At 62.3% G+C, this 20,040-nt stretch carries 17 protein-coding genes; 14 read left to right on the top strand and 3 right to left on the bottom strand.

Annotated elements, in window-relative coordinates; translation table 11 throughout:
* Window positions 1-7 precede the first annotated feature (7 nt).
* The 4 genes from glnE to HPTL_RS04355 all read left to right on the top strand — a co-directional run bounded on the left by glnE (window position 8) and on the right by HPTL_RS04355 (window position 5,891).
* Window positions 8-2,782: a bifunctional [glutamate--ammonia ligase]-adenylyl-L-tyrosine phosphorylase/[glutamate--ammonia-ligase] adenylyltransferase gene (glnE, locus tag HPTL_RS04370; RefSeq protein ID WP_119334884.1), complete on the top strand. Its 2,775-nt coding sequence runs from the start codon at window positions 8-10 to the stop codon at window positions 2,780-2,782.
* Entirely contained in the window at window positions 2,766-4,310 is a 1,545-nt protein-coding gene (locus HPTL_RS04365; RefSeq protein ID WP_119334883.1) for a CYTH and CHAD domain-containing protein, read from the top strand. The genes glnE and HPTL_RS04365 overlap by 17 nt, the downstream gene beginning before the upstream one ends.
* Window positions 4,307-4,774: a SixA phosphatase family protein gene (locus tag HPTL_RS04360; RefSeq protein WP_197713781.1), complete on the top strand. Its 468-nt coding sequence runs from the start codon at window positions 4,307-4,309 to the stop codon at window positions 4,772-4,774. The genes HPTL_RS04365 and HPTL_RS04360 overlap by 4 nt, the downstream gene beginning before the upstream one ends.
* A gap of 76 nt (window positions 4,775-4,850) precedes the next feature.
* Complete coding sequence (locus tag HPTL_RS04355) at window positions 4,851-5,891, top strand: hypothetical protein (protein WP_197713780.1); 1,041 nt, start codon at window positions 4,851-4,853, stop codon at window positions 5,889-5,891.
* Here the strand turns inward: HPTL_RS04355 and mnmA are convergent.
* Window positions 5,847-7,049: a tRNA 2-thiouridine(34) synthase MnmA gene (mnmA, locus tag HPTL_RS04350; protein WP_119334882.1), complete on the bottom strand. Its 1,203-nt coding sequence runs from the start codon at window positions 7,047-7,049 to the stop codon at window positions 5,847-5,849. The two genes, HPTL_RS04355 and mnmA, sit on opposite strands and share 45 nt — an antisense overlap.
* Window positions 7,050-7,127: 78 nt before the next feature.
* Window positions 7,128-7,607 carry an NUDIX hydrolase gene (locus HPTL_RS04345; RefSeq protein WP_119334881.1) on the bottom strand — a complete coding sequence of 160 codons (480 nt, stop codon included), beginning with the start codon at window positions 7,605-7,607 and terminating at the stop codon, window positions 7,128-7,130.
* A 233-nt stretch (window positions 7,608-7,840) separates the two neighbouring features.
* Here HPTL_RS04345 and HPTL_RS04340 point away from each other — a divergent pair, with 233 nt between their 5' ends.
* From HPTL_RS04340 to HPTL_RS04305, 8 genes are all read left to right on the top strand, one after another.
* Entirely contained in the window at window positions 7,841-9,265 is a 1,425-nt protein-coding gene (locus HPTL_RS04340; RefSeq protein WP_119334880.1) for a form I ribulose bisphosphate carboxylase large subunit, read from the top strand.
* Window positions 9,266-9,297: 32 nt separating this feature from the next.
* Window positions 9,298-9,651: a ribulose bisphosphate carboxylase small subunit gene (locus HPTL_RS04335; protein WP_119336071.1), complete on the top strand. Its 354-nt coding sequence runs from the start codon at window positions 9,298-9,300 to the stop codon at window positions 9,649-9,651.
* 70 nt (window positions 9,652-9,721) lie between these two features.
* Window positions 9,722-10,525, top strand: coding sequence for a CbbQ/NirQ/NorQ/GpvN family protein (locus tag HPTL_RS04330; protein ID WP_119334879.1), 804 nt, complete (start codon window positions 9,722-9,724; stop codon window positions 10,523-10,525).
* Window positions 10,526-10,548: 23 nt separating this feature from the next.
* Entirely contained in the window at window positions 10,549-12,888 is a 2,340-nt protein-coding gene (locus HPTL_RS04325) for a nitric oxide reductase activation protein NorD (RefSeq protein ID WP_119334878.1), read from the top strand.
* Between the two features lie 12 nt (window positions 12,889-12,900).
* A complete protein-coding gene (locus HPTL_RS04320) occupies window positions 12,901-13,674 on the top strand; it encodes an HAD-IA family hydrolase (protein ID WP_119334877.1) in 774 nt (257 codons plus the stop codon).
* Between the two features lie 32 nt (window positions 13,675-13,706).
* Window positions 13,707-14,903, top strand: coding sequence for a class II fructose-bisphosphate aldolase (locus HPTL_RS04315; RefSeq protein WP_197713778.1), 1,197 nt, complete (start codon window positions 13,707-13,709; stop codon window positions 14,901-14,903).
* Window positions 14,873-16,288 (top strand): pyruvate kinase, encoded by a 1,416-nt coding sequence (gene pyk / locus HPTL_RS04310; RefSeq protein WP_119334876.1) that lies wholly within the window; start codon window positions 14,873-14,875, stop codon window positions 16,286-16,288. Before HPTL_RS04315 ends, pyk begins: the two co-directional genes overlap by 31 nt.
* Before the next feature lie 64 nt (window positions 16,289-16,352).
* The gene (locus tag HPTL_RS04305; protein ID WP_197713777.1) at window positions 16,353-16,934 is read left to right on the top strand and encodes a peroxidase-related enzyme; all 582 of its coding nucleotides are present in this window, start codon (window positions 16,353-16,355) and stop codon (window positions 16,932-16,934) included.
* Window positions 16,935-16,957: 23 nt separating this feature from the next.
* On the opposite strand, the gene HPTL_RS04300 is transcribed toward HPTL_RS04305, so the two are convergent.
* Window positions 16,958-17,911 carry a LysR family transcriptional regulator gene (locus tag HPTL_RS04300; protein WP_119334874.1) on the bottom strand — a complete coding sequence of 318 codons (954 nt, stop codon included), beginning with the start codon at window positions 17,909-17,911 and terminating at the stop codon, window positions 16,958-16,960.
* Window positions 17,912-18,009: 98 nt separating this feature from the next.
* Here HPTL_RS04300 and HPTL_RS04295 point away from each other — a divergent pair, with 98 nt between their 5' ends.
* Together HPTL_RS04295 and HPTL_RS04290 are read left to right on the top strand one after the other, a co-directional pair.
* Window positions 18,010-19,089 (top strand): class 1 fructose-bisphosphatase, encoded by a 1,080-nt coding sequence (locus tag HPTL_RS04295; RefSeq protein WP_119334873.1) that lies wholly within the window; start codon window positions 18,010-18,012, stop codon window positions 19,087-19,089.
* Window positions 19,090-19,121: 32 nt separating this feature from the next.
* Window positions 19,122-20,006, top strand: coding sequence for a phosphoribulokinase (locus tag HPTL_RS04290; protein WP_119334872.1), 885 nt, complete (start codon window positions 19,122-19,124; stop codon window positions 20,004-20,006).
* Window positions 20,007-20,040 lie beyond the last annotated feature (34 nt).

Here is a 20,040-nt window from a genome sequence, read left to right as displayed (position 1 = left end):
AACGACCGTGACCGTTGCTTTTTCCAGCTGGCTGTCGACAGCCGTCCGCTATTCCCCGCACCTGGCGCACCTCCTTTCGGCCCGGTCTTGGCTTGAAGAGTGGCTTGAAAAAACCGTCATGCATCCGCTGACGACCGCAATCCTAGAGGATTTTCTGCAAAACCCTCCTTTTGCGCCGAATGCTTCCGAAATCCCTCTCGATGCGCGCCTCAGACAGATGCGCGCCGCGGTTTTTTCCCACTGTGCCATACGCGATCTGGCGTTGGCTGCGCCGCTCGAAGAGATCACCGGCGCAATGACCCACTTCGCCGAATGTGCCATTCGCCACGCGTACGAGCACCACTACGCCGCGCTCGCCGAGCGCACCGGCCGCCCGCAATCGGAAGGGGGGTGGGAACAAGAGCTCCTGATCGTAGGGATGGGGAAGTTGGGGGGCGGCGAACTCAACGTCTCTTCCGACATCGATCTGGTGTTCGTCTATCCCGAAGAGGGGGAAACGGCTGGCCCCAGGATCATCAGCAACGCCGAATTTTTCACCAAATTGGGGCGGCGCCTCATCCAAACCCTTGCTGAGCCCACAGGAGACGGGTGGGTGTTTCGCGTCGATATGCGCCTGCGCCCTCATGGGGACTCCGGCCCACTCGTCGTTTCGTTCGAGATGCTCGAAGACTACCTGATGACCCAAGGCCGTACCTGGGAGCGGTACGCGTGGATCAAAGCCCGAGCGATCACCGGTGAGCGTTGGCAGGAGTTGGAAAATCTCACGCGGCCGTTCGTCTACCGAAAATATCTCGACTTCGGCGCGATCGAAGCGGTGCGCGACCTCCACGCTCAAATCCGCCGTGAAGTGGCGCGCAAAGACCGCCAAGACCACATCAAACTGGGGCGCGGGGGCATTCGCGAAATCGAATTCATCGCCCAGGTGCATCAGCTCATCCGAGGCGGCCGCGATCCGGCGCTTCAGGTTCGGCCGACGCGTACCGTGTTGCGCCTGCTTGCCGAACGCGGGCTGATCACTCCCGAAACCCAAGCCGGTTTGGATGCCGCATATTGCTTTCTGCGCCGTGTGGAACACCGTTTGCAATATTGGCACGACGCGCAGACGCACGAACTCCCCAAAGAAACCGAACGTCAAACCCTGCTTGCCGAAGCGATGGGGTTTGCGGATTGGGATGCGTTTCGTGCTGCGCTCGATCAACATCGGGAATTCGTCAGCCAAGCGTTCGATGCACTCTTTGGCAAAGAAGAGACGGAGCAGGCATACGACGGCGCTTGGTTCGCCGCGGGTGACCAGGCGGAATACGCTCAGGCTCTGGAAGCGCTGGGTTATGCCGACCCCCGCCCCCTCGCACTTCGCTTGGAAGCGCTCAAAAACCATCCGCGACTGCAGGCGATCTCACCCGCTTCGCGCCGCCGCCGCGATCAAATCGTGGCGCACGCACTCACCGCGGCCGCGCAGTTTCCAGCACCCGATACGGTCCTCGCGCGCCTCATCGACCTGTTCGAAGCCATTGGCGGACGCACCAGCTATTTTGCGCTCCTCGACGAATACCCGCAAGCGCTCGAGCAGATCGCCAAGATCGTTGCGAGCAGCCGCTGGGCCGCCACCTATTTGGCCCGCCATCCGATCTTGATCGACGAAGCGTTGGACGCCCGTGCGTTGGACGAGGTACCCAATTGGGCCGAATTTCAACGCGCCCTCACGGAGCAACTCGTGTTGCGCGCAGACGATACCGAAGCGCAGATGAACTGGTTGCGCGAAGCGCACCACGCGCAACTTTTTCGCTTGCTCCTCAAAGACCTGGCAGGGCGACTGACCGTCGAACGGCTCAGTGACCACCTCTCGGCACTTGCCGATGCGGTGCTCGACGCAAGTCTGCCTTTCGTTTGGAAAACGCTTCGCCGTCGCCATACCGAAACCCCACACTTCGCGGTGATCGCCTATGGAAAATTGGGCGGCAAAGAGCTCGGCTACGCCAGCGACCTCGATCTGGTCTATCTCTTCGACGACGACCACCCCGACGCGCTCGACAGCTACTGCCGGTTCGCGCAGCGGCTCGCCACCTGGTGGAGCACCCGCACCGCAGCAGGGGAGCTGTTCGAGATCGACCTGCGGCTCCGCCCCGACGGCGAATCCGGATTGCCAGCAACCCCGTTCGCTCGCATGGTCGATTACCTCATCGAATCGGCATGGACCTGGGAGCATCAGGCACTCACCCGCGCCCGCTTTGCCGCTGGCGACCCGGCACTGGGAAAGCACTTCGAAGCGCTGCGCCGTTTCATCTTGGCGATCGAACGGGACACAACCCGCTTGGCGGGCGAAATCGTTGCGATGCGGGAAAAGATACGCGCCGAACACCCGGCCAAAGCGGGTCAATTCAACCTCAAGCACGACTTTGGCGGCCTCATCGATGTCGAATTCCTGGTGCAATACCTGGTACTTGCCCATGCGCCCCACGATCCGGAACTTGCCGAAAACGCTGGGAACATCGCGCTGCTTTTGCGTGCAGCCAAACACCATTTGATCCCCACGGCCCTCGCCGAAGCGGTTGCCGAAACCTACCGCCATTTGCGGCGAGAACAACACCGCTTGCGCCTCGACGAAAAACCGGCGGTCGTCCCTGCCGAAAACATCACCGACCGAACCGAACCAGTCCGAGCACTTTGGCACCATCTCTTCGCACATACCGTGCCTGCGTCCAAATTGGGCGCAGCGAAACGGACCTACCGTAACCCTGAAGCGGTGCACTGGGAGAAAGCCATCGATGGCGACCGAACGTGAATTGAAGCTCTCCCTTTTGCCGCGCGACGCGGGCAAACTCAAAAACCATCCGCTGCTTGCCGCGGCACCCGCCACCACCCGGCAGATCGAAACCCACTACTTCGACACCGGTGACCACCAACTCGCTCGTGCTGGCGTCGCGGTGCGGCTGCGTCGCATCGAGGACCACTATTCTGCGACGGTGAAAACCGAAAGCGCGGACCAAAGCGGCTTTACCGAACGGGGGGAGTGGGAATGCGCGATACCCGCTCCGCTCGCCGAAGCGGCACTTGCGGAACCTGCGGAGCTTTCCGCTTTCCCGCCCTGGCTGGAACCGCTCTTCGAACGGGTCGCCCCACGGGCCATTCGTGACCTTCTGCATCACACCGCTCTTCAGCTCCGCCCCATCCTGTCGACCCGCTTTCGCCGCACCACCTGGCCGATCGCATTGGTAGGCGGCGAAGCGGAAGTGGCATTCGACCGCGGCGTGATCACCACCGGCACTCAAACGGTGCCACTGTGCGAGCTCGAAATCGAAAGCCCCACTGCACCATTCCCCTCCCTTTTGGAATTCGCGCGAACCCTTGCCGAAACGGTGGCGCTCTGGCCGGAACCTCGTTCCAAAGCGGCCCGGGGCTTTGCGCTCCTTACAGGCGACGCCGCAACCGCATTCAAAACCAAACCGCCCCGGTGGTCTGCCGAGATGTCGATCGCGGACGCTTTTTTCACCGCGTGGTGGTCCTGCGTCGCCCATGGTGGCGCCAACATGACCTTGTACGCCCAACACCACGACCCAGAAGCGCTGCATCAACTGCGCATTGCGCTGCGGCGCAGCCGCACGCTGCTCGCCCATTTCGCACCGTGGCTTGGCGCGCCACTTGCCGATGCGCTGCGCGCGTACATCGCATCCGTGGCGCGCCCATTGGGCACACGGCGTGATCGTGACGTGCTCGTCGATGCGATCATCCGCCCGGCACACACTGCGTGCCCGGTGGCACAGCAGGAGATCGCGTGCCTGGCCGAAGTCCTCCATCCACCCTGCCACCGTGCCGCTGCGCTTCCCTACCGCGCACTCGGACAGCTCTGGCTTGACACGAGCCTGCGCCTTCTTGCCGCAAAACCATCGAGCTTCTCTTCCGACCCCCTGGAACCGTTCGTACGCACCCTCTGGCACCGAACCCGCCGCCGCGTCCGTCACCGTATCGACCAGTGGGAAGCCGATCCCACTTCCGAGCGCCGCCATCGGGTTCGCATCGCGCTCAAATCGTGGCGCTACCTGCTGGAATGGAGCCGCGCGCTCCTTCCCAAACGGGCCTACCGGCGGGAAATGGCGCGCGTCAAACATGCGCTCGATCTCCTTGGCGCCGCCCAAGACTGGGAGGGCGCGCAGCACCAGCTCGCCCCCTATCTGCGCCGCAGCGACCGGCTGGCGGTTGGCGCTGCCGCGGTGCTCGCGTGGCACCATGCGCGCTCGGTATTGCCATGCGAAACGCTCAGAAACGATTTGCGCACCTGGTTTCACGAATCTTGGGAGGAAACGACGAAATGACCACCGTGATCGACCTGTTGCTTTGGCGCCACGCCGAAGCCGAAGCGGGATTCGACGACGACTTGGCTCGCCCCCTGACACCGGAAGGACACACACAGGCGAAGCGCGTCGCGCACTGGTTGCAACGCCATGCGCCGAAAAATCTGGCGCTGCTTGCCTCCCCCGCGCGGCGCGCGCAAGAAACCCTGCAACACTTCGCTGCGCATTTCACCACCGAACCCGCGATCGCGCCGGGTTCGCCAGTGAGCCGTGTCCTCGACGTACTGGGATGGCCAGCACCGCAACGGTCACTGCTCTTGGTCGGTCACCAACCCGGGATCGGGCAGACTGCAGCGTATCTCTTGACCGAATCGCCCCTACCCTGGGCTTTCCCTCGGGCCAGCCTTTGGTGGTTCCGCGTCCGCCCCTTCCACCCGCGGCCAGTCCAATTGCGCGCGGTGATCCATCCGGACCTTGCAGAATGAGGGGGCAGGGACATATTGCAGCGCAGCATCAACCGGAGTACACTCGTTCCATCACAGCGAATGGACCGAAACCGCCATGTCCCTGGTAGAAAACGGTACTCGCCGCGTCATCGACGGCGTCGAACGGGTCTATTACGACGGGTATTGGGTCAAGACCTACCCGATCCCGAAAGATGAACTGTGGGCACGAAAGACGCTGATTCGCGACCTGACCCGGCGACTCTTCAACCACGTCGAACATGGCCTCAACGTCCCGGGCAAACGGCTGGAGGAGGCGCGTGCCGCATTCGAAAGCGAAACCGACCCGCAAAAGAAGCGGGTCAAAGGCGCGATGCTCGCAGGTGCGCTCTTCAACCGCGCCACCGACATCTTCACCCATCTGGTCGAACTCCAGGAACAGGGCGTCCAGATCAGCTCGTCGAACGAACTGATGCGCGAATGCGGCAATTGCCTCAGAGAAGCGCTTGCGCTCGGCCGCCTTGTGTTACACCGCAGCGGCGAAGAGGGGATCGACGAACTGTGGGGCGAACCGTTTCGCGCCTTTTCGGTGCCGATTGCCGATTTCTATGAAACGCGCTACCTCAAAATCGCCTGGACGATGCGCGATATCGACCGCATCGTCGACACCATGGTACGAACCATCGGCACCCACCCCTTTTTCCAGGGGTTGACTGCGCATCTGCACCGGTTGGCCACCGCTGCCAAAGTCAAAGTCGAGACGCTACGAACCGACCCCGAGATTTTCGAAGTCTGGTCCGAATTCGTCGTAGCCAGTGAAAACGTGCTCCACTACAAACCGCGACTCAACCATCCCCCGTCTCGTGACGAACTGCTCTTGATCGCCGACGGGGAGCGGCTCGTTCGCGACGGTCAGGCGCTCATCTCGCACATCACCCGCGCGCGCACCCCGATGCCGAAGAGCACCGAACAATTCTTGGAGCGGTGCGAACACTTCGCGTCCGGGCAGCTGCAGATCACCACCCACCATCTGATCGTTGGCGACCGCGCAACCGCCCCGTTCTCCCTCGCAGCCGTCCCGCAACCGGCTTCGGCAGTAACTGCTTCGGTGGGCTCACCCCTCGGCGGACCTGGCACTGTCGATCACGCCACCGCCTAAACAGACCCGCGACTCATAGACGACGACGCTCTGCCCGGGCGTCAATGCCCACTGCGGTGTGGCAAACGCCAGCGTCATCTCGCCGGCCTCCGAAACGGCTTCGATCTCGCACGGCGCATCGGGCGTTCGGTAACGCGGTTTCGCGCTGTAGACCCAATGGGTATGCGGTAAACGACCACTGATCCAATGGCAACGAACCGCACGCAAGCGATCGGCGAAAAGCGCCGGATGGTCGTGACCGCGGACCACATAGAGCACATTGTTCGCCAAATCTTTCTTCGCGACGAACCATGGTTGGTGGTTCCCGTCCGTGTCGCGCCCCTTGACGCCCCCAATGCCCAACCCTTGACGCTGCCCCAGCGTGTAGTAGATCAACCCTGCGTGCTGCCCCAGGACCTGGCCCGTTTCCAGGTCACGAATCTCCCCGGGTTGCGCTGCCAAATAGCGGCTCAAGAAGGTCCGCATCGACCGCTCCCCGATGAAGCAGATCCCGGTCGAGTCCTTTTTCTCCGCGACCGGCAAACCGATCGCTTTCGCCAGCCTACGCACGTCCCGTTTGTAGAACGCCCCTAAGGGAAAGAGCGCTTTGCTGAGTTGCGCCTGATTGAGGCGGTACAGGAAGTAACTCTGATCCTTGGTGCTATCGGTTCCTTTCAGGAGCTGATAGGTCACCGAACCATCCTCATTGCGCCACGGACGAACCGCCGCGTAGTGGCCGGTCGCGATCGCCTCGGCACCCAACCCCAATGCGTAATCCAAAAACGCGGCGAATTTGATCTCCGAATTGCAGAGGATGTCGGGATTCGGCGTACGCCCTGCCGCATACTCGTCGAGGAATTCCTGAAAGACCCGTTCGCGGTATTGCGCCGCAAAATTGACGTGCTCGACCTCGATCGCCAACCGATCAGCGACGCTCACCACGTCGATCCAGTCGGCACGGCTCGTGCAATGGGTTTCGGTATCGTCGTCCTCCCAATTTTTCATGAAGACGCCGGTGACACGCCAACCGCGCGTTTTGAGCAACCAGGCGGTGACCGCCGAATCGACGCCACCGGAAAGCCCCACGACCACATGGCGACCCTCCCCCTCGGGAATCGTCTGCCACGCTTCGGTCAATCCCAACTCGGCCACCACCGTGGCCCCGTGTTCTTGCGTCATCGTGTTCCTCGATACTCCGTTATCCAGCAATTCGCAACGAACAGGCGCATCCAACAGGCTGCGGCGATCCGCACACCGTCACACGACCAACCCAACTCCGTCCCGCCACAACCGAACCACATCGAGGCTGTAGCGACGCCCCGCAAGCCAATCGTCGATCACTGCCAAAACCAACGGACTGCGGGTTCGCCCGGCTTGCGCGAGCGCTGCGACCTCGTCGCGCGACAACCACACCGGGCGAATGATCCCGGAGTCGAGCGCGCGGTTCGGCTCCTCAGTCCCCAACTGACCACTGAACGCGAAACGCAGATACGCGGTCTCGGACCCGGGCTTTTGCCACAAGTAGACCCCCACCACCGCTTTCGGGGTGAAATGAAATCGCGTCTCTTCCAATGTCTCACGGACCACCGCCGCGACCAACGTCTCACCCGGTTCGACATGGCCAGCGGGTTGGTTGAAGCGCACCCCTTCTGGCGTCTCTTCCTCAACCAGCAGAAACTGCCCTTCGCGTTCGATCACCGCCGCCACCGTCAAACCGGGGCGCCACCGTTCGCTCATAGCCAACACTCCCATAATGTGGCTGCAATTATAACGGCGTGGCGATCGTCCCGCAGACGACACCACTTTTAGGAAGCAGCCACCCGCTCCGCGCACCACATCGAATGGGCCATTATTCAGTAAAAATTAAAAAAATAGACAAAACAATAAAATTTACAAAAAAAACATTCTGCCGTATAGTTCTTCTCAGCGCCCCACGGCGCATGAACGATCCACCAGTCAGGAGGTTACCGATGAGCCAACCCAAACGTTACGAAGCGGGGGTAAAAGAGTACCGCGAAACCTATTGGGAACCGACCTACGTTCCCAAAGATTCCGATTTCCTTGCCGTGTTCAAGATCGTGCCGCAACCGGGCGTTCCGCGCGAAGAGGCTGCGGCTGCGGTCGCTGCGGAATCCTCCACCGCCACCTGGACCACCGTCTGGACCGACCTGTTGACCGACCTTTACTACTACAAAGGGCGCGCCTACGCGATCGAAGACGTTCCTGGCGACGACGAAGCCTTCTACGCGTTCATCGCCTACCCGATGGGACTCTTCGAAGAGGGATCGGTGGTGAACGTCTTCACGTCGCTCGTCGGCAACGTCTTCGGCTTCAAAGCGGTGCGCAGCCTGCGCCTTGAAGACGTTCGGATCCCCCTCTGGTTCGTCACCACCTGCCCTGGGCCACCCCATGGCATCTATGTGGAGCGTGACAAACTCAACAAATACGGCCGTCCGCTTTTGGGCTGCACCATCAAACCGAAACTCGGCCTTTCGGCGAAGAACTACGGCCGTGCGGTCTATGAGTGTCTGCGCGGTGGACTCGACTTCACCAAAGACGACGAAAACGTCAACTCGCAACCCTTCATGCGTTGGCGCGACCGCTTCCTCTTCTGCCAGGAAGCGATCGAGAAGGCGCAAGCGGAAACCGGCGAGCGCAAGGGCCACTACATGAACGTGACCGGCCCGACGATGGAAGAGATCTACAAGCGCGCCGAATTCGCGAAAGAGATCGGCACCCCGATCATCATGATCGACTACCTCACCGTCGGCTGGGCCGCGACGCAAAGCTTGTCGAAATGGTGCCGCGACAACGGGATGTTGCTCCACGTCCACCGTGCGATGCACGCGGTGATCGACCGCAACCCGAAACACGGGATCAACTTCCGCGTGCTCGCAAAAATCATGCGGCTCATCGGCGGCGATCACCTCCACTCCGGTACCGTAGTCGGCAAGCTCGAAGGTGACCGCGCCGCGACCCTCGGCTGGATCGACCTGATGCGCGACCGCTACGTCAAGGCCGACCGAAGCCGCGGCATCTTCTTCGACCAAGACTGGGGGCAGATGCCGGGGATGTTCCCGGTCGCTTCCGGCGGGATCCACGTCTGGCACATGCCCGCGCTCGTTTCGATCTTCGGTGACGACTCGGTGCTGCAATTCGGTGGTGGCACGATCGGCCACCCGTGGGGCAACGCCGCCGGTGCGTGCGCGAACCGCGTCGCGCTCGAAGCGTGCGTCAAAGCCCGCAACGAAGGCTTGCCGATCGAGAAGATGGGGCGCGAGATCCTCACCGAAGCCGCGAAATCGTGTCCGGAGCTCAAGGTTGCGATGGAGACCTGGAAAGAGGTCAAATTCGATTTCGACACCGTCGATAAACTCGACGTGCAACACCGCTAAAGGAGCCAACGATGAGCGAAACACAAGATATGATCCGGGACGTGCAAGACTACCCCAGCCGCTTGAACGACCCGAAGAGCAAACGCTTCGAGACCTTCTCCTACCTGCCGCAGATGAGCGCTGAGGAGATCCGCAAGCAGATCGAATACATCGTCAGTAAAGGGTGGAACCCGGCAATCGAACATTGCGAGCCGGAAAACGCGATACTCCACTACTGGTACATGTGGAAATTGCCGATGTTCGGTGAAACCGACGTCGACAAGATCATCGCCGAAATCGAAGCGTGCAAACGCTCCAACCCGAACCATCTGATCAAATTGATCGGCTACGACAACATTCGCCAGACGCAGGGCACCGCGATGCTCGTCTACCGTCCGGCGCAGTAATCGAAAGCTGCCCCGGGTCGCTCGCGTGCCCCGGGGCGTTACTTGCTGCATTGCTGAGAGGAGGCCTGCTATGGACCTTCGCAACCAGTACCTCGTCCGTTCTGAACCCTATTACCATGCGGTCGGTGACGAAATCGAACGATTCGAAGCCGCGTACGCGAACCGCATCCCGATGATGCTGAAAGGCCCCACTGGCTGTGGCAAATCACGCTTCGTCGAATACATGGCGTGGAAGCTCGGCAAACCCCTCATCACGGTCGCGTGCAACGAAGACATGACCGCTGCCGACCTCGTCGGCCGTTTTCTCCTCGACAAAGAGGGCACCCGCTGGCAAGACGGACCACTCACCACCGCGGCGCGCATCGGAGCGATCTGCTACCTCGACGAAGTGGTCGAAGCGCGGCAAGACACCACCGTGGTGATCCACCCGCTCACCGACCATCGCCGCATCCTGCCGCTCGACAAAAAAGGGGAAGTGGTCGAAGCCCACCCGGACTTTCAGATCGTGATCTCTTATAACCCCGGGTACCAATCGGCGATGAAGGACCTCAAAACCTCGACCAAACAGCGCTTCGCGGCGATGGACTTCGACTATCCCGCGCCGGAAGTGGAGAGCGAGATCGTCGCGCACGAATCGGGCGTCGATGCGGCCACTGCGAAAAAGCTCGTCGAAGTGGCGATCCGGTCGCGCCACCTCAAAGGGCATGGGCTCGACGAAGGGATCTCCACACGGCTCCTCGTCTATGCCGGGTCGCTGATCACCAAAGGGATCGCGCCCCTCATCGCGTGCGAAATGGCGCTCATCTGCCCGATCACCGACGACCCCGACCTGCGTGACGCGCTGCGCGCCGCCGCGCAAACGCTCTTTGCCTGAACGGAAACCCAAGGAGCGAAGCGATGCAACCGCCCACCGAATGGGAAGCGCTCGTCGCGCGCTTTGCCGAACCCCACCGCGAACTGGTCGTGCGCTTTGCGCTGGAAGCGCCCAAGCACTTCTCTCCGGCGGGTTGCGAATACTACCGCCGCGGGGTGGAAGCACTCCTCAACCTCGGGCGGGGCGAAAAACTTGCGCTCGCCTACCTGGAAGCCGCACCTGCGATCGCGCGGGAAGTTGGCGAAGACGCGGCGGAAGCAGCTCGGCGTGAAGCGGCGAAATTAGCTTCGATGACCTCAGGCGAAGTGATCGAGCGCTTTCTGGCTACCCTCCCGTTGGTTGCACGGCGGCTTGGCGACGCCGACCTGTTCACCAACTACCTCACCTTCGTCCACCAATTGGCGAGCCTTGCCCCACGCGCGTTGCGCCCGCTCTTTGCCCATCTCGAACCGCTTCTGGATACCTTGACGCTTGGGGGTTTGCGCCGCTGGGCGCTCTTCGGCGCCGAACTCCACCGTCAGGATACCGCAGCACTCACCGCCTATTTCTCGCTCGAAAGCGCCGAAGCGAAAGCGAAGCTGCAGGAGGAGCGACGCGGCACCCTCTTCGTCGATATCCATCGCAAACTCAACGCCTACCTGCGGGCGCTCTGGGGGCGCGACTTCTGGCTCAAACCGAACCAAGCCGACCGCAACGAATTTCGCCCCTATATCGACGACTTCGTCCTGCACCTTCCAGACGCCGTCGATCGCGTCGGCGCGCTGGATGGGGCCGCCGTCTATCGCGCGATCGCCGCCCACATGGCGGCGCACCTCGTCTATGGAGGTGGTGCGCACGACCCGCGCGGCTTGGGTTCGCTCGAGCGTGCGCTCTACGGGTTCCTCGAAGATCTGCGCGTCGAATATGCCGCCGCCCAGGCCTTCCCTGGCCTTGGCCACGCGTGGGCCGAACTCGCCCGCCACAGCGCCCCACCCCCAAACCGCCATCCTGCGGCGCAGTGGCTCCTTACCCTCATCGACCACTGTTACCACCGCTGGGGCTGGCGTACCGACCCCGTCGACGCGCCGCTACCGGAACCGCTTGCCGCGTGTGCCGAGCGCATCGTCGATGCGATCGCCTGCCCTGCAGAAGCGAGCCGAAAGCACGTGCGGATGCTGCTCGAACCCCTGCGCGCCGCGCTCGAAGCCACCGACGCCGGCACCCCGATGGCGCGCGACGTCGAAGCGCTCCCGCTGGGTTACCGCGACGACAACCGGATCGTCTGGCACTTCGACGCTGAGTCGCTGACCCGGAAACTCCACGCGATGCGGCGCCAGCCGCTGCGGCGCATCGTTCCGCTGATGGAATTCATCAACGAGGTCGACACCGAAACCCAGAGCGACACCCCCGACGAAATCTGGGTTCCCGCCACCCCAATCTACGACGACGACGGCATCACCTTTCAGGAAAAATACGGCAGCCCGCGCATCGCTGGCCCCTTCTTCTACGACGAATGGGACGAGCGCGCCCAATGCTATCGACCGGACTGGGTCAGTTGCTTCGAATACCCTGCGCCGTTGGGCGAACTCGAACCGCTCGACGCCCTCTACCGTGAACACCTGCCGGTAGTGAAGCGGCTACGGAAAATCGTCGAACGGCTGCGCCCGCAAGGGGTACAGCGCGAGCGCAAACTCGAAGATGGCGACGAACTCGACCTCACCCCGGCGATCGACGCAATGGTCCACGCCCGCGCGGGGCTACCCTTCGACCCACGGATCACGTTGCGCCATAAGCTGCTTAAACGCGACATCGCGGTCTGCCTGCTCCTCGACCTCTCGGCGTCGACGAACGAGACGCCGCACGGTGCGCACCACTCGGTACTCGACGCGTCCCGCGCCGCGACGCTGCTTCTGGCCGAAGCGATCGAACGCATCGGCGATCCGCTTGCGATTCTGGGTTTCCATTCCGACGGGCGGGAAGACGTGCGCCTCTACCCGATCAAACGGTTCGGCGAACGGTGGGGCGAAAACGCGAAAAAACGGCTTGCAGGGATCAACGGCGCGTTTTCCACGCGGATGGGCGCGGCGTTGCGCCACGCCGGAACGTTGCTCAAGCAGCAACCGCAAAAGCGCAAGCTCCTTTTGCTCGTCACCGACGGAGAGCCGGCCGACATCGACGAACGGGACCCCAACCACCTGCGGCGAGACGCGCGCCGTGCCGTCGATGAACTCTGGGGAAACGGCGTCTATACCTACTGCCTCACCCTCGACCCCGGAGCCGACCGTTACGTCGCGCAGATCTTCGGCAAACACTACACCGTGATCGACCGGGTGGACAAACTTCCCGAACGGTTGCCGCGGCTTTTTGCGGCGCTGACTCGCTGACAAGGACTTCTTATGGTCAAAGCCCTACTCTTCGACGTCGACGGTACCCTCGCTGAAACCGAAGCGCTCCACCGCCGCGCCTTCAACGAAGCCTTCGCCGCAGCAGGGCTTCCCTGGCGGTGGACGCCGCAGCGCTACGCCGAGCTTCTGCGCGTTGCGGGCGGGCGCGAGCGAATCGCCCACTTTCAAAGCGCCTATCCGCACGAAGCCGCTGGGATCGTGCTCGACCCCGATGCGATCGCGACGATCCACCGCGACAAGAACGTGCGCTATGCGCAGATGCTCGCGCAGGGCGCGCTGCCGTTGCGCCCCGGCGTCGTTCGCTTGGCGCAGGAAGCCGCCGCAAGCGGTGCGCGCGTTGCGATCGTCACCACCACCAGCCCGGAAAACGTCGCCGCACTGCTCGCGGCGTTGTGGCCGGACGACGCGCCCCCCTTTGCCGCAATCATCACCGCGCGCGAAGCGCCGCAGAAAAAACCCGATCCGCAAGCCTACCACGTCGCCCTTGCACGCTTGGACATTGCGCCCAGTGAGGCGATCGCGATCGAAGACACCGCACACGGCGCACAAGCCGCTGCCGCCGCGGGAATCCCGGTACTCGTCACCGAAAGCGAATACGGCAAAGCGCCGGAGTATCCCGGCGCCTTTGCGGTGGTCGACCACCTCGGGGAACCTGACCTTCCGGCGCGTTGGCTCCGCACCCCCCAGGGGCGCGGCGAAGGGGTCGTCACCTGGGCCTTGCTGACGCGCTGGGCCGCGAGCGCCGTCCCACCAACCACAGCCTGACGGAGAAGCATACCGAAGAGGAGTCCAACACCGTGCTCGTCGCAGCCAGCGCCCTTTTGCAACACGCCGTCGCGAACCGGTATGCGATCGGCGCGTACGACATCCTCGACACCACGATGCTCGAAGGCGTCCTCCTGGGTGCCCAACGTGCTGAAGCACCCGTGCTGATCAGCATCGCCGAGGTCCACACCGACCAATTCGACGAAGCGACCCTGCTTGCGGCCGTCGTCGAAGCCGCTGCTGCCGCCCCGGTACCGGTTGCGATCCACTACGACCACGGCACGACGCTCGACCGTCTGGTTCGCGCGACGCAACTCGGATACACCAGTTTGATGATCGACGGTTCGCACCTCGAATGGGCAGAAAACGTTGCGCTCACCCGCCGCGCCGCCGCGCTTGCCCATGCCGTCGGCTTCCCGTTGGAGGGTGAAATCGGTTATGTTCCTGGGGAAGAGGGGAAGGACGCCGAACTCCACCCGGGTGCCATCCGCTATACGGAACCGGACGAGGCCGAAGCGTTCGTCACCGAGACCGGTTGCGACTGGCTCGCCGTTTCGATCGGCACCGTGCATGGCCGCTTTCGTGGCGAACCGCAACTCGACTTGGAACGGCTTGCTGCAATCCGCGCCCGGTTGCCCAGAACGCCACTCGTGATCCATGGCGGCACCGGCCTTTCGGACGAACAGTTTCGTGCGCTCGTTGCCGCGGGCGCGAACAAGATCAATTACTATACCGCACTGGTCGAAACGGCAGCAGCAGCGGCTATCGACTATCGGCGCTGGGACGAACAGCGCCTTGCTGCGCGGGAGGCGATCGCCGCTGAAGTGGAACGCACCTGCCGCGTCTGGGGTGCGGCGGGGCACGCCAATGCCGTGCTCGATGTCGCGCCCATGGTCACACCGGTCGAACATGTGATCTTTCACTGCTGGTCATCGGACGTATCGGACGTCGCCGCGATGCAGGCAGAGGGGGTCGCAACGCTCGGGGCGCTCCCCGGAGTGCGGCGCATCGCTGCCGGGGTTGCCGAAACCCCCAACGCCCCCTATCCTTACCTCTGGGCGATGACGTTTGCCACCCCAGAGGCACTCGCCCATTTCCGCACCCACCCCGAACACCAACGTTTCGCCGACAGTCGTTTTCGCCCGTTTGCATCGGAACGGATCACCATCGACTTTCATCTCACTTACGGAAACGGAAGATGCGCCACACCAAAATCGTCGCGACGCTAGGCCCCGCTTCGAGCGATCCCGCCACGCTCGAACGGCTGCTCCTTGCCGGCGTCGACGTCGTTCGCCTCAACTTTTCGCACGGAACCGCGGACGAGCACCGCGCCCGGGCGTCGCTCGTGCGTGCGCTCGCACAGCAGACCCAACGCCCCGTTGGCATCCTGGGCGACCTCCAAGGACCGAAAATCCGCATCGGCCGGTTCACCACCAACGCTGTTACTCTGAGCAAAGGGCAACGCTTTCGGCTCGACTGCGACCTCGCCCCGGGTGACGCCACCCGGGTTGGGCTCGACTACCCGGAACTGATCGACGACGTCGAGGTCGGCGACATCTTGCTCCTCGACGACGGCAAAATTCGCTTGCAGATCGTCGAAAAGTGCGCAGACGCGCTCATCACGCAGGTGCTTGTTGGCGGCACCCTCTCGAACCACAAAGGGATCAACAAACTGGGTGGCGGGCTTTCGGCGCCAGCGCTCACTGCGAAAGACCGTGCCGATATCGCGCTCGCTGCCGAAATCGGCGTCGATTACCTCGCGGTCTCTTTCGTCAAGCACGCCGAAGAGATGCACGAAGCGCGGCACTTGGCGCGCGCTGCCGGGAGCCGCGCCCGTTTGATCGCCAAAATCGAACGGGTCGAAGCGATCGCTAACCTCGACGCGATTCTGGAGGCGAGCGACGGCGTGATGGTCGCGCGTGGGGATCTCGCGGTCGAGGTGGGCGATGCTGCTGTGCCGGCGTTACAAAAGCGCATTTTGCGCCGCGCACGGGAAATGAACCGCCTGTCGATCACCGCCACCCAAATGATGGAATCGATGGTGCATAGCCCCGTCCCGACCCGGGCCGAGGTCTCCGACGTCGCGAACGCGGTGCTCGACGGCACCGACGCGGTGATGCTCTCGGCCGAAACCGCAGCGGGCCAGTACCCGGTCGAGGCAGTCGAAGCGATGGCGCGCGTCTGCGCCGAAGCCGACGCGTCGAACGACGCCCACCTCGACCAGGAGCTCCTGGGGCGGCGTTTTCACCGCGTCGACGAAGCGATCGCGGTCTCCGCCGTCTGGTCGGGCTACCACCTAGGGGTGAAAGCGATCGTCGCGCTCACCCAATCGGGCGCGACCGCACTCTGGATGAGCCGCATCGCAAGCATTCTCCCCATCTACGCCCTCACCCCCGACCCGGTGACCTTCGGCCACCTCACCCTCTTCCGCCAAGTCACGCCAGTTCGCTTCGACCTGAACCCCGCGTCCGACCCGGCAATGCTCCTCACACAGATACGCACGCTCCTTGTGTCGAACGGCTGGGCTGCACCAGGGGAAACGATCGCGGTCACTTTCGGCGAACCGATGGGACAACCCGGCGGCAGCAACACGTTGAAGATCGTTACCCTCTAGCCTGAGGGATACGGGGATGGTAGCATTGGGCAAGATTCCAATCGTACCAGGAGGAGGAAAAACCGTGTCAGCGCAACAACAAAACCCGATCAGCCGCTTCCCCGTCCCCGAAACCCTCGACGCGCTCCCTGCCGATATCCGCGAACGGATCGAAAAGGTCGCGGAAAAATCGGGCTTCATCCCCAACGTCTTCTTGGCGCTGGCGGCGCGTCCCGAAGAATTTCGCGCCTTCTTCGCCTACCACGATGCGCTGATGGAGCGCCCCTCGAACCTCAGCAAAGCGGAAAAAGAGATGATCGTCGTCGCCACCTCCGCGGCGAACGACTGCCTCTATTGCGTGGTCGCCCACGGTGCGATCCTGCGCGTGCGCAGCAAAAATCCGCGCCTTTCGGAGCAGATCGCCACCAACTACCGTCGTGCCGAGATCACCCCACGGCAGCGGGCGATGCTCGACTACGCGATGAAAGTGGCGCTCGACTCCGCGCGCATCACCGAAGCCGACTGGGAGCCGCTCATCGCCCACGGGTTCACCCAAGACGACATTTGGGAAATCGGTGCGATTGCCGCCTTTTTTGCGATGAGCAACCGCTTGGCGAACATGAGCGCGATGCGGCCGAACGACGAGTTCTACAGTCTGGGGCGGTAGCGTACCGCTTGCTTTTTTGTGCCCTAGGCCGCCCCCAACCTTTCGCAAATCGCGGCAACGTGGGGAAAGTGCTGCTGCAAAAAGCTCTGCCCCCGCTCGAGCAGAAAATAGCGAAACGCTTCGACGGTGGGCGCAACGAACTGACTCGTGCGGTGCACGACATACCAAGAGCGCACCACCGGTGTGCCGCGCACCGGGATCACCTTGAGTTCACCCCGCGCCAATTCGCCCCCCACCGTATGCAAGGAGAGAAACGCGACCCCCAAGCCGGCGATCACCGCCTGCTTGATCGCTTCGTTGCTCTCCATCTGCATCGCGACCGTCGGTGTCACCCGCCGCTCGGCGAAAAAGAGATCCATCGCGGCCCGGGTTCCCGACCCCGCCTCGCGCACGATCAACGGTTCGCGGCGGATAACCTTGGGGTCGATCGAACGCGTTTCATCCGCCAACGGATGGTCGGGCGGGGCAACGAACCCACTCGGATGACCCGCGAACGCTTCGGCGCGCACCGCAAACCCTTCTGGGGGACGCCCCATCACCGCGATGTCGATTTCGCGCGACTCCAACATCGCCACCACTTGCGCGCGGTTGCCCACCCGCAACGACAACGAGATACCCGGGTGCTCGCGACGGAAATCCCCGAGCATTTGCGGGACGAAATATTGCGCGGTACTCACCATCCCGATCTTCAGCTCGCCCACCGCACCTTCTTGCAACCGTTTCGCGAGCTCTTCGGCTTCGGTCACCAGATCAAGAATTTTTTTGGCATACAGAAGAAAATACTCCCCCACCGTCGTCAATTCGAAACGCCGCGCGTTACGCTCGAAGAGCACCATCCCCAACTGGGTCTCCAACTCCTTGATCTGCATCGATACCGCGGGTGGCGTCAAAAACAGACGCTCCGCCGCTTTGGTGATCGACCCCTCCTTGGCGACCGTCACGAAGATGCGCAACTGACGCATCGTCACGTGTTTCATTAATTTCTCCTGAAGAAAAAATAAAAAAATTCAACTTCACTTTATCACAAGTTTATTTTATCTTCGCAGCAATGACAATAGCGGAGAGGAGTTGTTCCATGTCTTGGGCCCACACGCCAACGCTCACGCAATACCTGATCGAGGAGCGGCGCCGCTACCCACAAGCAAGCGGCGACTTCAACGCGTTGATTCTCGACATGGCGCGCGCCTGCAAAGCGATCGCGCGGCAAGTGGCCTACGGGGCGCTCGCCAAGTCCAACCATGCCGTGACCACCACCATCAACGTGCAGGGCGAAGAACAAAAACCGCTCGACGTGATCAGCAACGAATGCTTCATGCGTCTCACCGAGTGGGGGGGGTACCTCGCCGCGATGGCCTCGGAAGAGATGGACGAACCCTACCTCATTCCGGAACAATATCCGCGCGGGCGCTATCTCCTCCTCTTCGATCCGCTCGACGGTTCGTCCAACATCGACGTCAACGTCTCGGTGGGATCGATCTTCTCGGTCCTGCGCGCCCCAGAAGGCAAAACGGAGATCACCGTCGACGACTTCCTGCAACCCGGCACACAACAGGTGGCGGCCGGGTACGCGATCTACGGCCCGACGACGATGCTCGTTCTCACCGTCGGGCGGGGGGTCGTCGGCTTCACGCTCGACCCCGATTTCGGCGAATTCATGCTTACCCACCCGAACATTCGGATTCCCGAAAGCACCAAGGAGTTCGCGATCAACACCTCCAACGCCCGCTTCTGGGAACCACCGGTGAAGCGCTACGTCGATGAGTGCCTCAAAGGGAAAACCGGCCCCCGCGGCAAAGACTTCAACATGCGCTGGGTCGCGTCGCTTGTTGCGGAAACGCACCGGATCCTCTCCCGGGGTGGGGTCTTTCTCTACCCGCGCGACAACAAGGAACCCAAGAAACCGGGGCGGCTGCGGCTTCTCTACGAATGCAACCCGATCGGGATGATCGTCGAACAGGCTGGCGGACGCGCCTCGACCGGTTACGGTCCGGTGCTCGAAGTGCAGCCCACCGAACTCCATCAGCGCATCGGTTTCGTCTTCGGTTCCCGCGAAGAGGTCGAACGGATCGAACAGTACCACAACGACCCGGACGCGAGCCCGGTCGATCTGCCGCTCTTTGCCGAACGAACCCTCTTTCGCGACGAAACCCTCTAACACCGCCGCATTTTCACCATTGGGAGCAAACGATGTCCGCAAAACACCCGATCATCGCAATCACCGGCTCGTCCGGTGCTGGCACAAGCACCGTGATGCGCACCTTCGTCAATATCTTCCGCCGTGAAGGGGTCAAAGCCGTACTCGTCGAGGGCGATTCGTTCCACGCGTACGACCGCGCCGCGATGCGGCAGAAAATGGCCGAAGAAGAGGCCAAGGGCAACCGCCATTTCAGCCATTTCGGCCCGGAGGCGAACCTCTTCGGTGAGCTGGAAAACCTCTTCAAAACCTATAGCGAAACGGGCCGCGGCCGCATTCGCCACTACGTTCATAATGAAGAGGAAGCCAAACAGTACGGCGTTGCTCCCGGCTGCTTCACCGATTGGGAAGAGATTCCCGAAGACACCGATCTGCTCTTCTATGAAGGGCTGCACGGCGCGGTGGTGACCCCCGAACACAACATCGCGCAGTACCCGGACCTTTTGATCGGGGTCGTTCCGGTGATCAACCTCGAATGGATCCAAAAGCTGTGGCGCGACCGTAAAGAGCGCGGCTACTCCACCGAAGCAGTGACCGATACCATTTTGCGCCGCATGCCCGATTACGTCCATTACATCGTGCCGCAGTTTGGGCGCACGCACGTCAATTTCCAGCGCGTGCCGGTGGTCGACACCTCCAATCCCTTCATCGCCCGTGACATCCCCACCGCCGACGAAAGCCTTGTGATCATCCGTTTCGCCAACCCCAAAGGGATCGACTTCCCGTACCTCTTGAACATGATCAACGGCTCGTTCATGAGCCGCGCCAACACCATCGTCGTTCCGGGTGGCAAGATGGAGCTGGCGATGCAACTCATCTTCACGCCATTTGTCTGGCGCTTCATGGAACGGCGCAAGCGCGCATTGGGAATCGCGTAAAATTCACCTTTTGACTTGGGGAGAGTGTCTCGTG

The sequence above is a fragment of the Hydrogenophilus thermoluteolus genome (assembly GCF_003574215.1).
GTDB classification, from domain to species: domain Bacteria; phylum Pseudomonadota; class Gammaproteobacteria; order Burkholderiales; family Rhodocyclaceae; genus Hydrogenophilus; species Hydrogenophilus thermoluteolus.
Note: the sequence above shows the minus strand (reverse complement) of the source record. Positions and strands in the feature narration are given on the sequence as shown.

Bases quoted from the DNA above. Each gene is read 5' to 3' on its own strand.
- HPTL_RS04340 (WP_119334880.1), top strand. From the start codon at position 7,841: ATGAGCCAACCCAAACGTTACGAAGCGGGGGTAAAAGAGTACCGCGAA.
- pyk (WP_119334876.1), top strand. From the start codon at position 14,873: ATGCGCCACACCAAAATCGTCGCGACGCTAGGCCCCGCTTCGAGCGAT.
- HPTL_RS04345 (WP_119334881.1), bottom strand. From the start codon at position 7,607: ATGAGCGAACGGTGGCGCCCCGGTTTGACGGTGGCGGCGGTGATCGAA.
- HPTL_RS04360 (WP_197713781.1), top strand. From the start codon at position 4,307: ATGACCACCGTGATCGACCTGTTGCTTTGGCGCCACGCCGAAGCCGAA.
- HPTL_RS04290 (WP_119334872.1), top strand. From the start codon at position 19,122: ATGTCCGCAAAACACCCGATCATCGCAATCACCGGCTCGTCCGGTGCT.
- HPTL_RS04365 (WP_119334883.1), top strand. From the start codon at position 2,766: ATGGCGACCGAACGTGAATTGAAGCTCTCCCTTTTGCCGCGCGACGCG.
- HPTL_RS04330 (WP_119334879.1), top strand. From the start codon at position 9,722: ATGGACCTTCGCAACCAGTACCTCGTCCGTTCTGAACCCTATTACCAT.
- HPTL_RS04295 (WP_119334873.1), top strand. From the start codon at position 18,010: ATGTCTTGGGCCCACACGCCAACGCTCACGCAATACCTGATCGAGGAG.
- HPTL_RS04355 (WP_197713780.1), top strand. From the start codon at position 4,851: ATGTCCCTGGTAGAAAACGGTACTCGCCGCGTCATCGACGGCGTCGAA.
- HPTL_RS04325 (WP_119334878.1), top strand. From the start codon at position 10,549: ATGCAACCGCCCACCGAATGGGAAGCGCTCGTCGCGCGCTTTGCCGAA.
- HPTL_RS04300 (WP_119334874.1), bottom strand. From the start codon at position 17,911: ATGAAACACGTGACGATGCGTCAGTTGCGCATCTTCGTGACGGTCGCC.
- HPTL_RS04320 (WP_119334877.1), top strand. From the start codon at position 12,901: ATGGTCAAAGCCCTACTCTTCGACGTCGACGGTACCCTCGCTGAAACC.
- mnmA (WP_119334882.1), bottom strand. From the start codon at position 7,049: ATGACGCAAGAACACGGGGCCACGGTGGTGGCCGAGTTGGGATTGACC.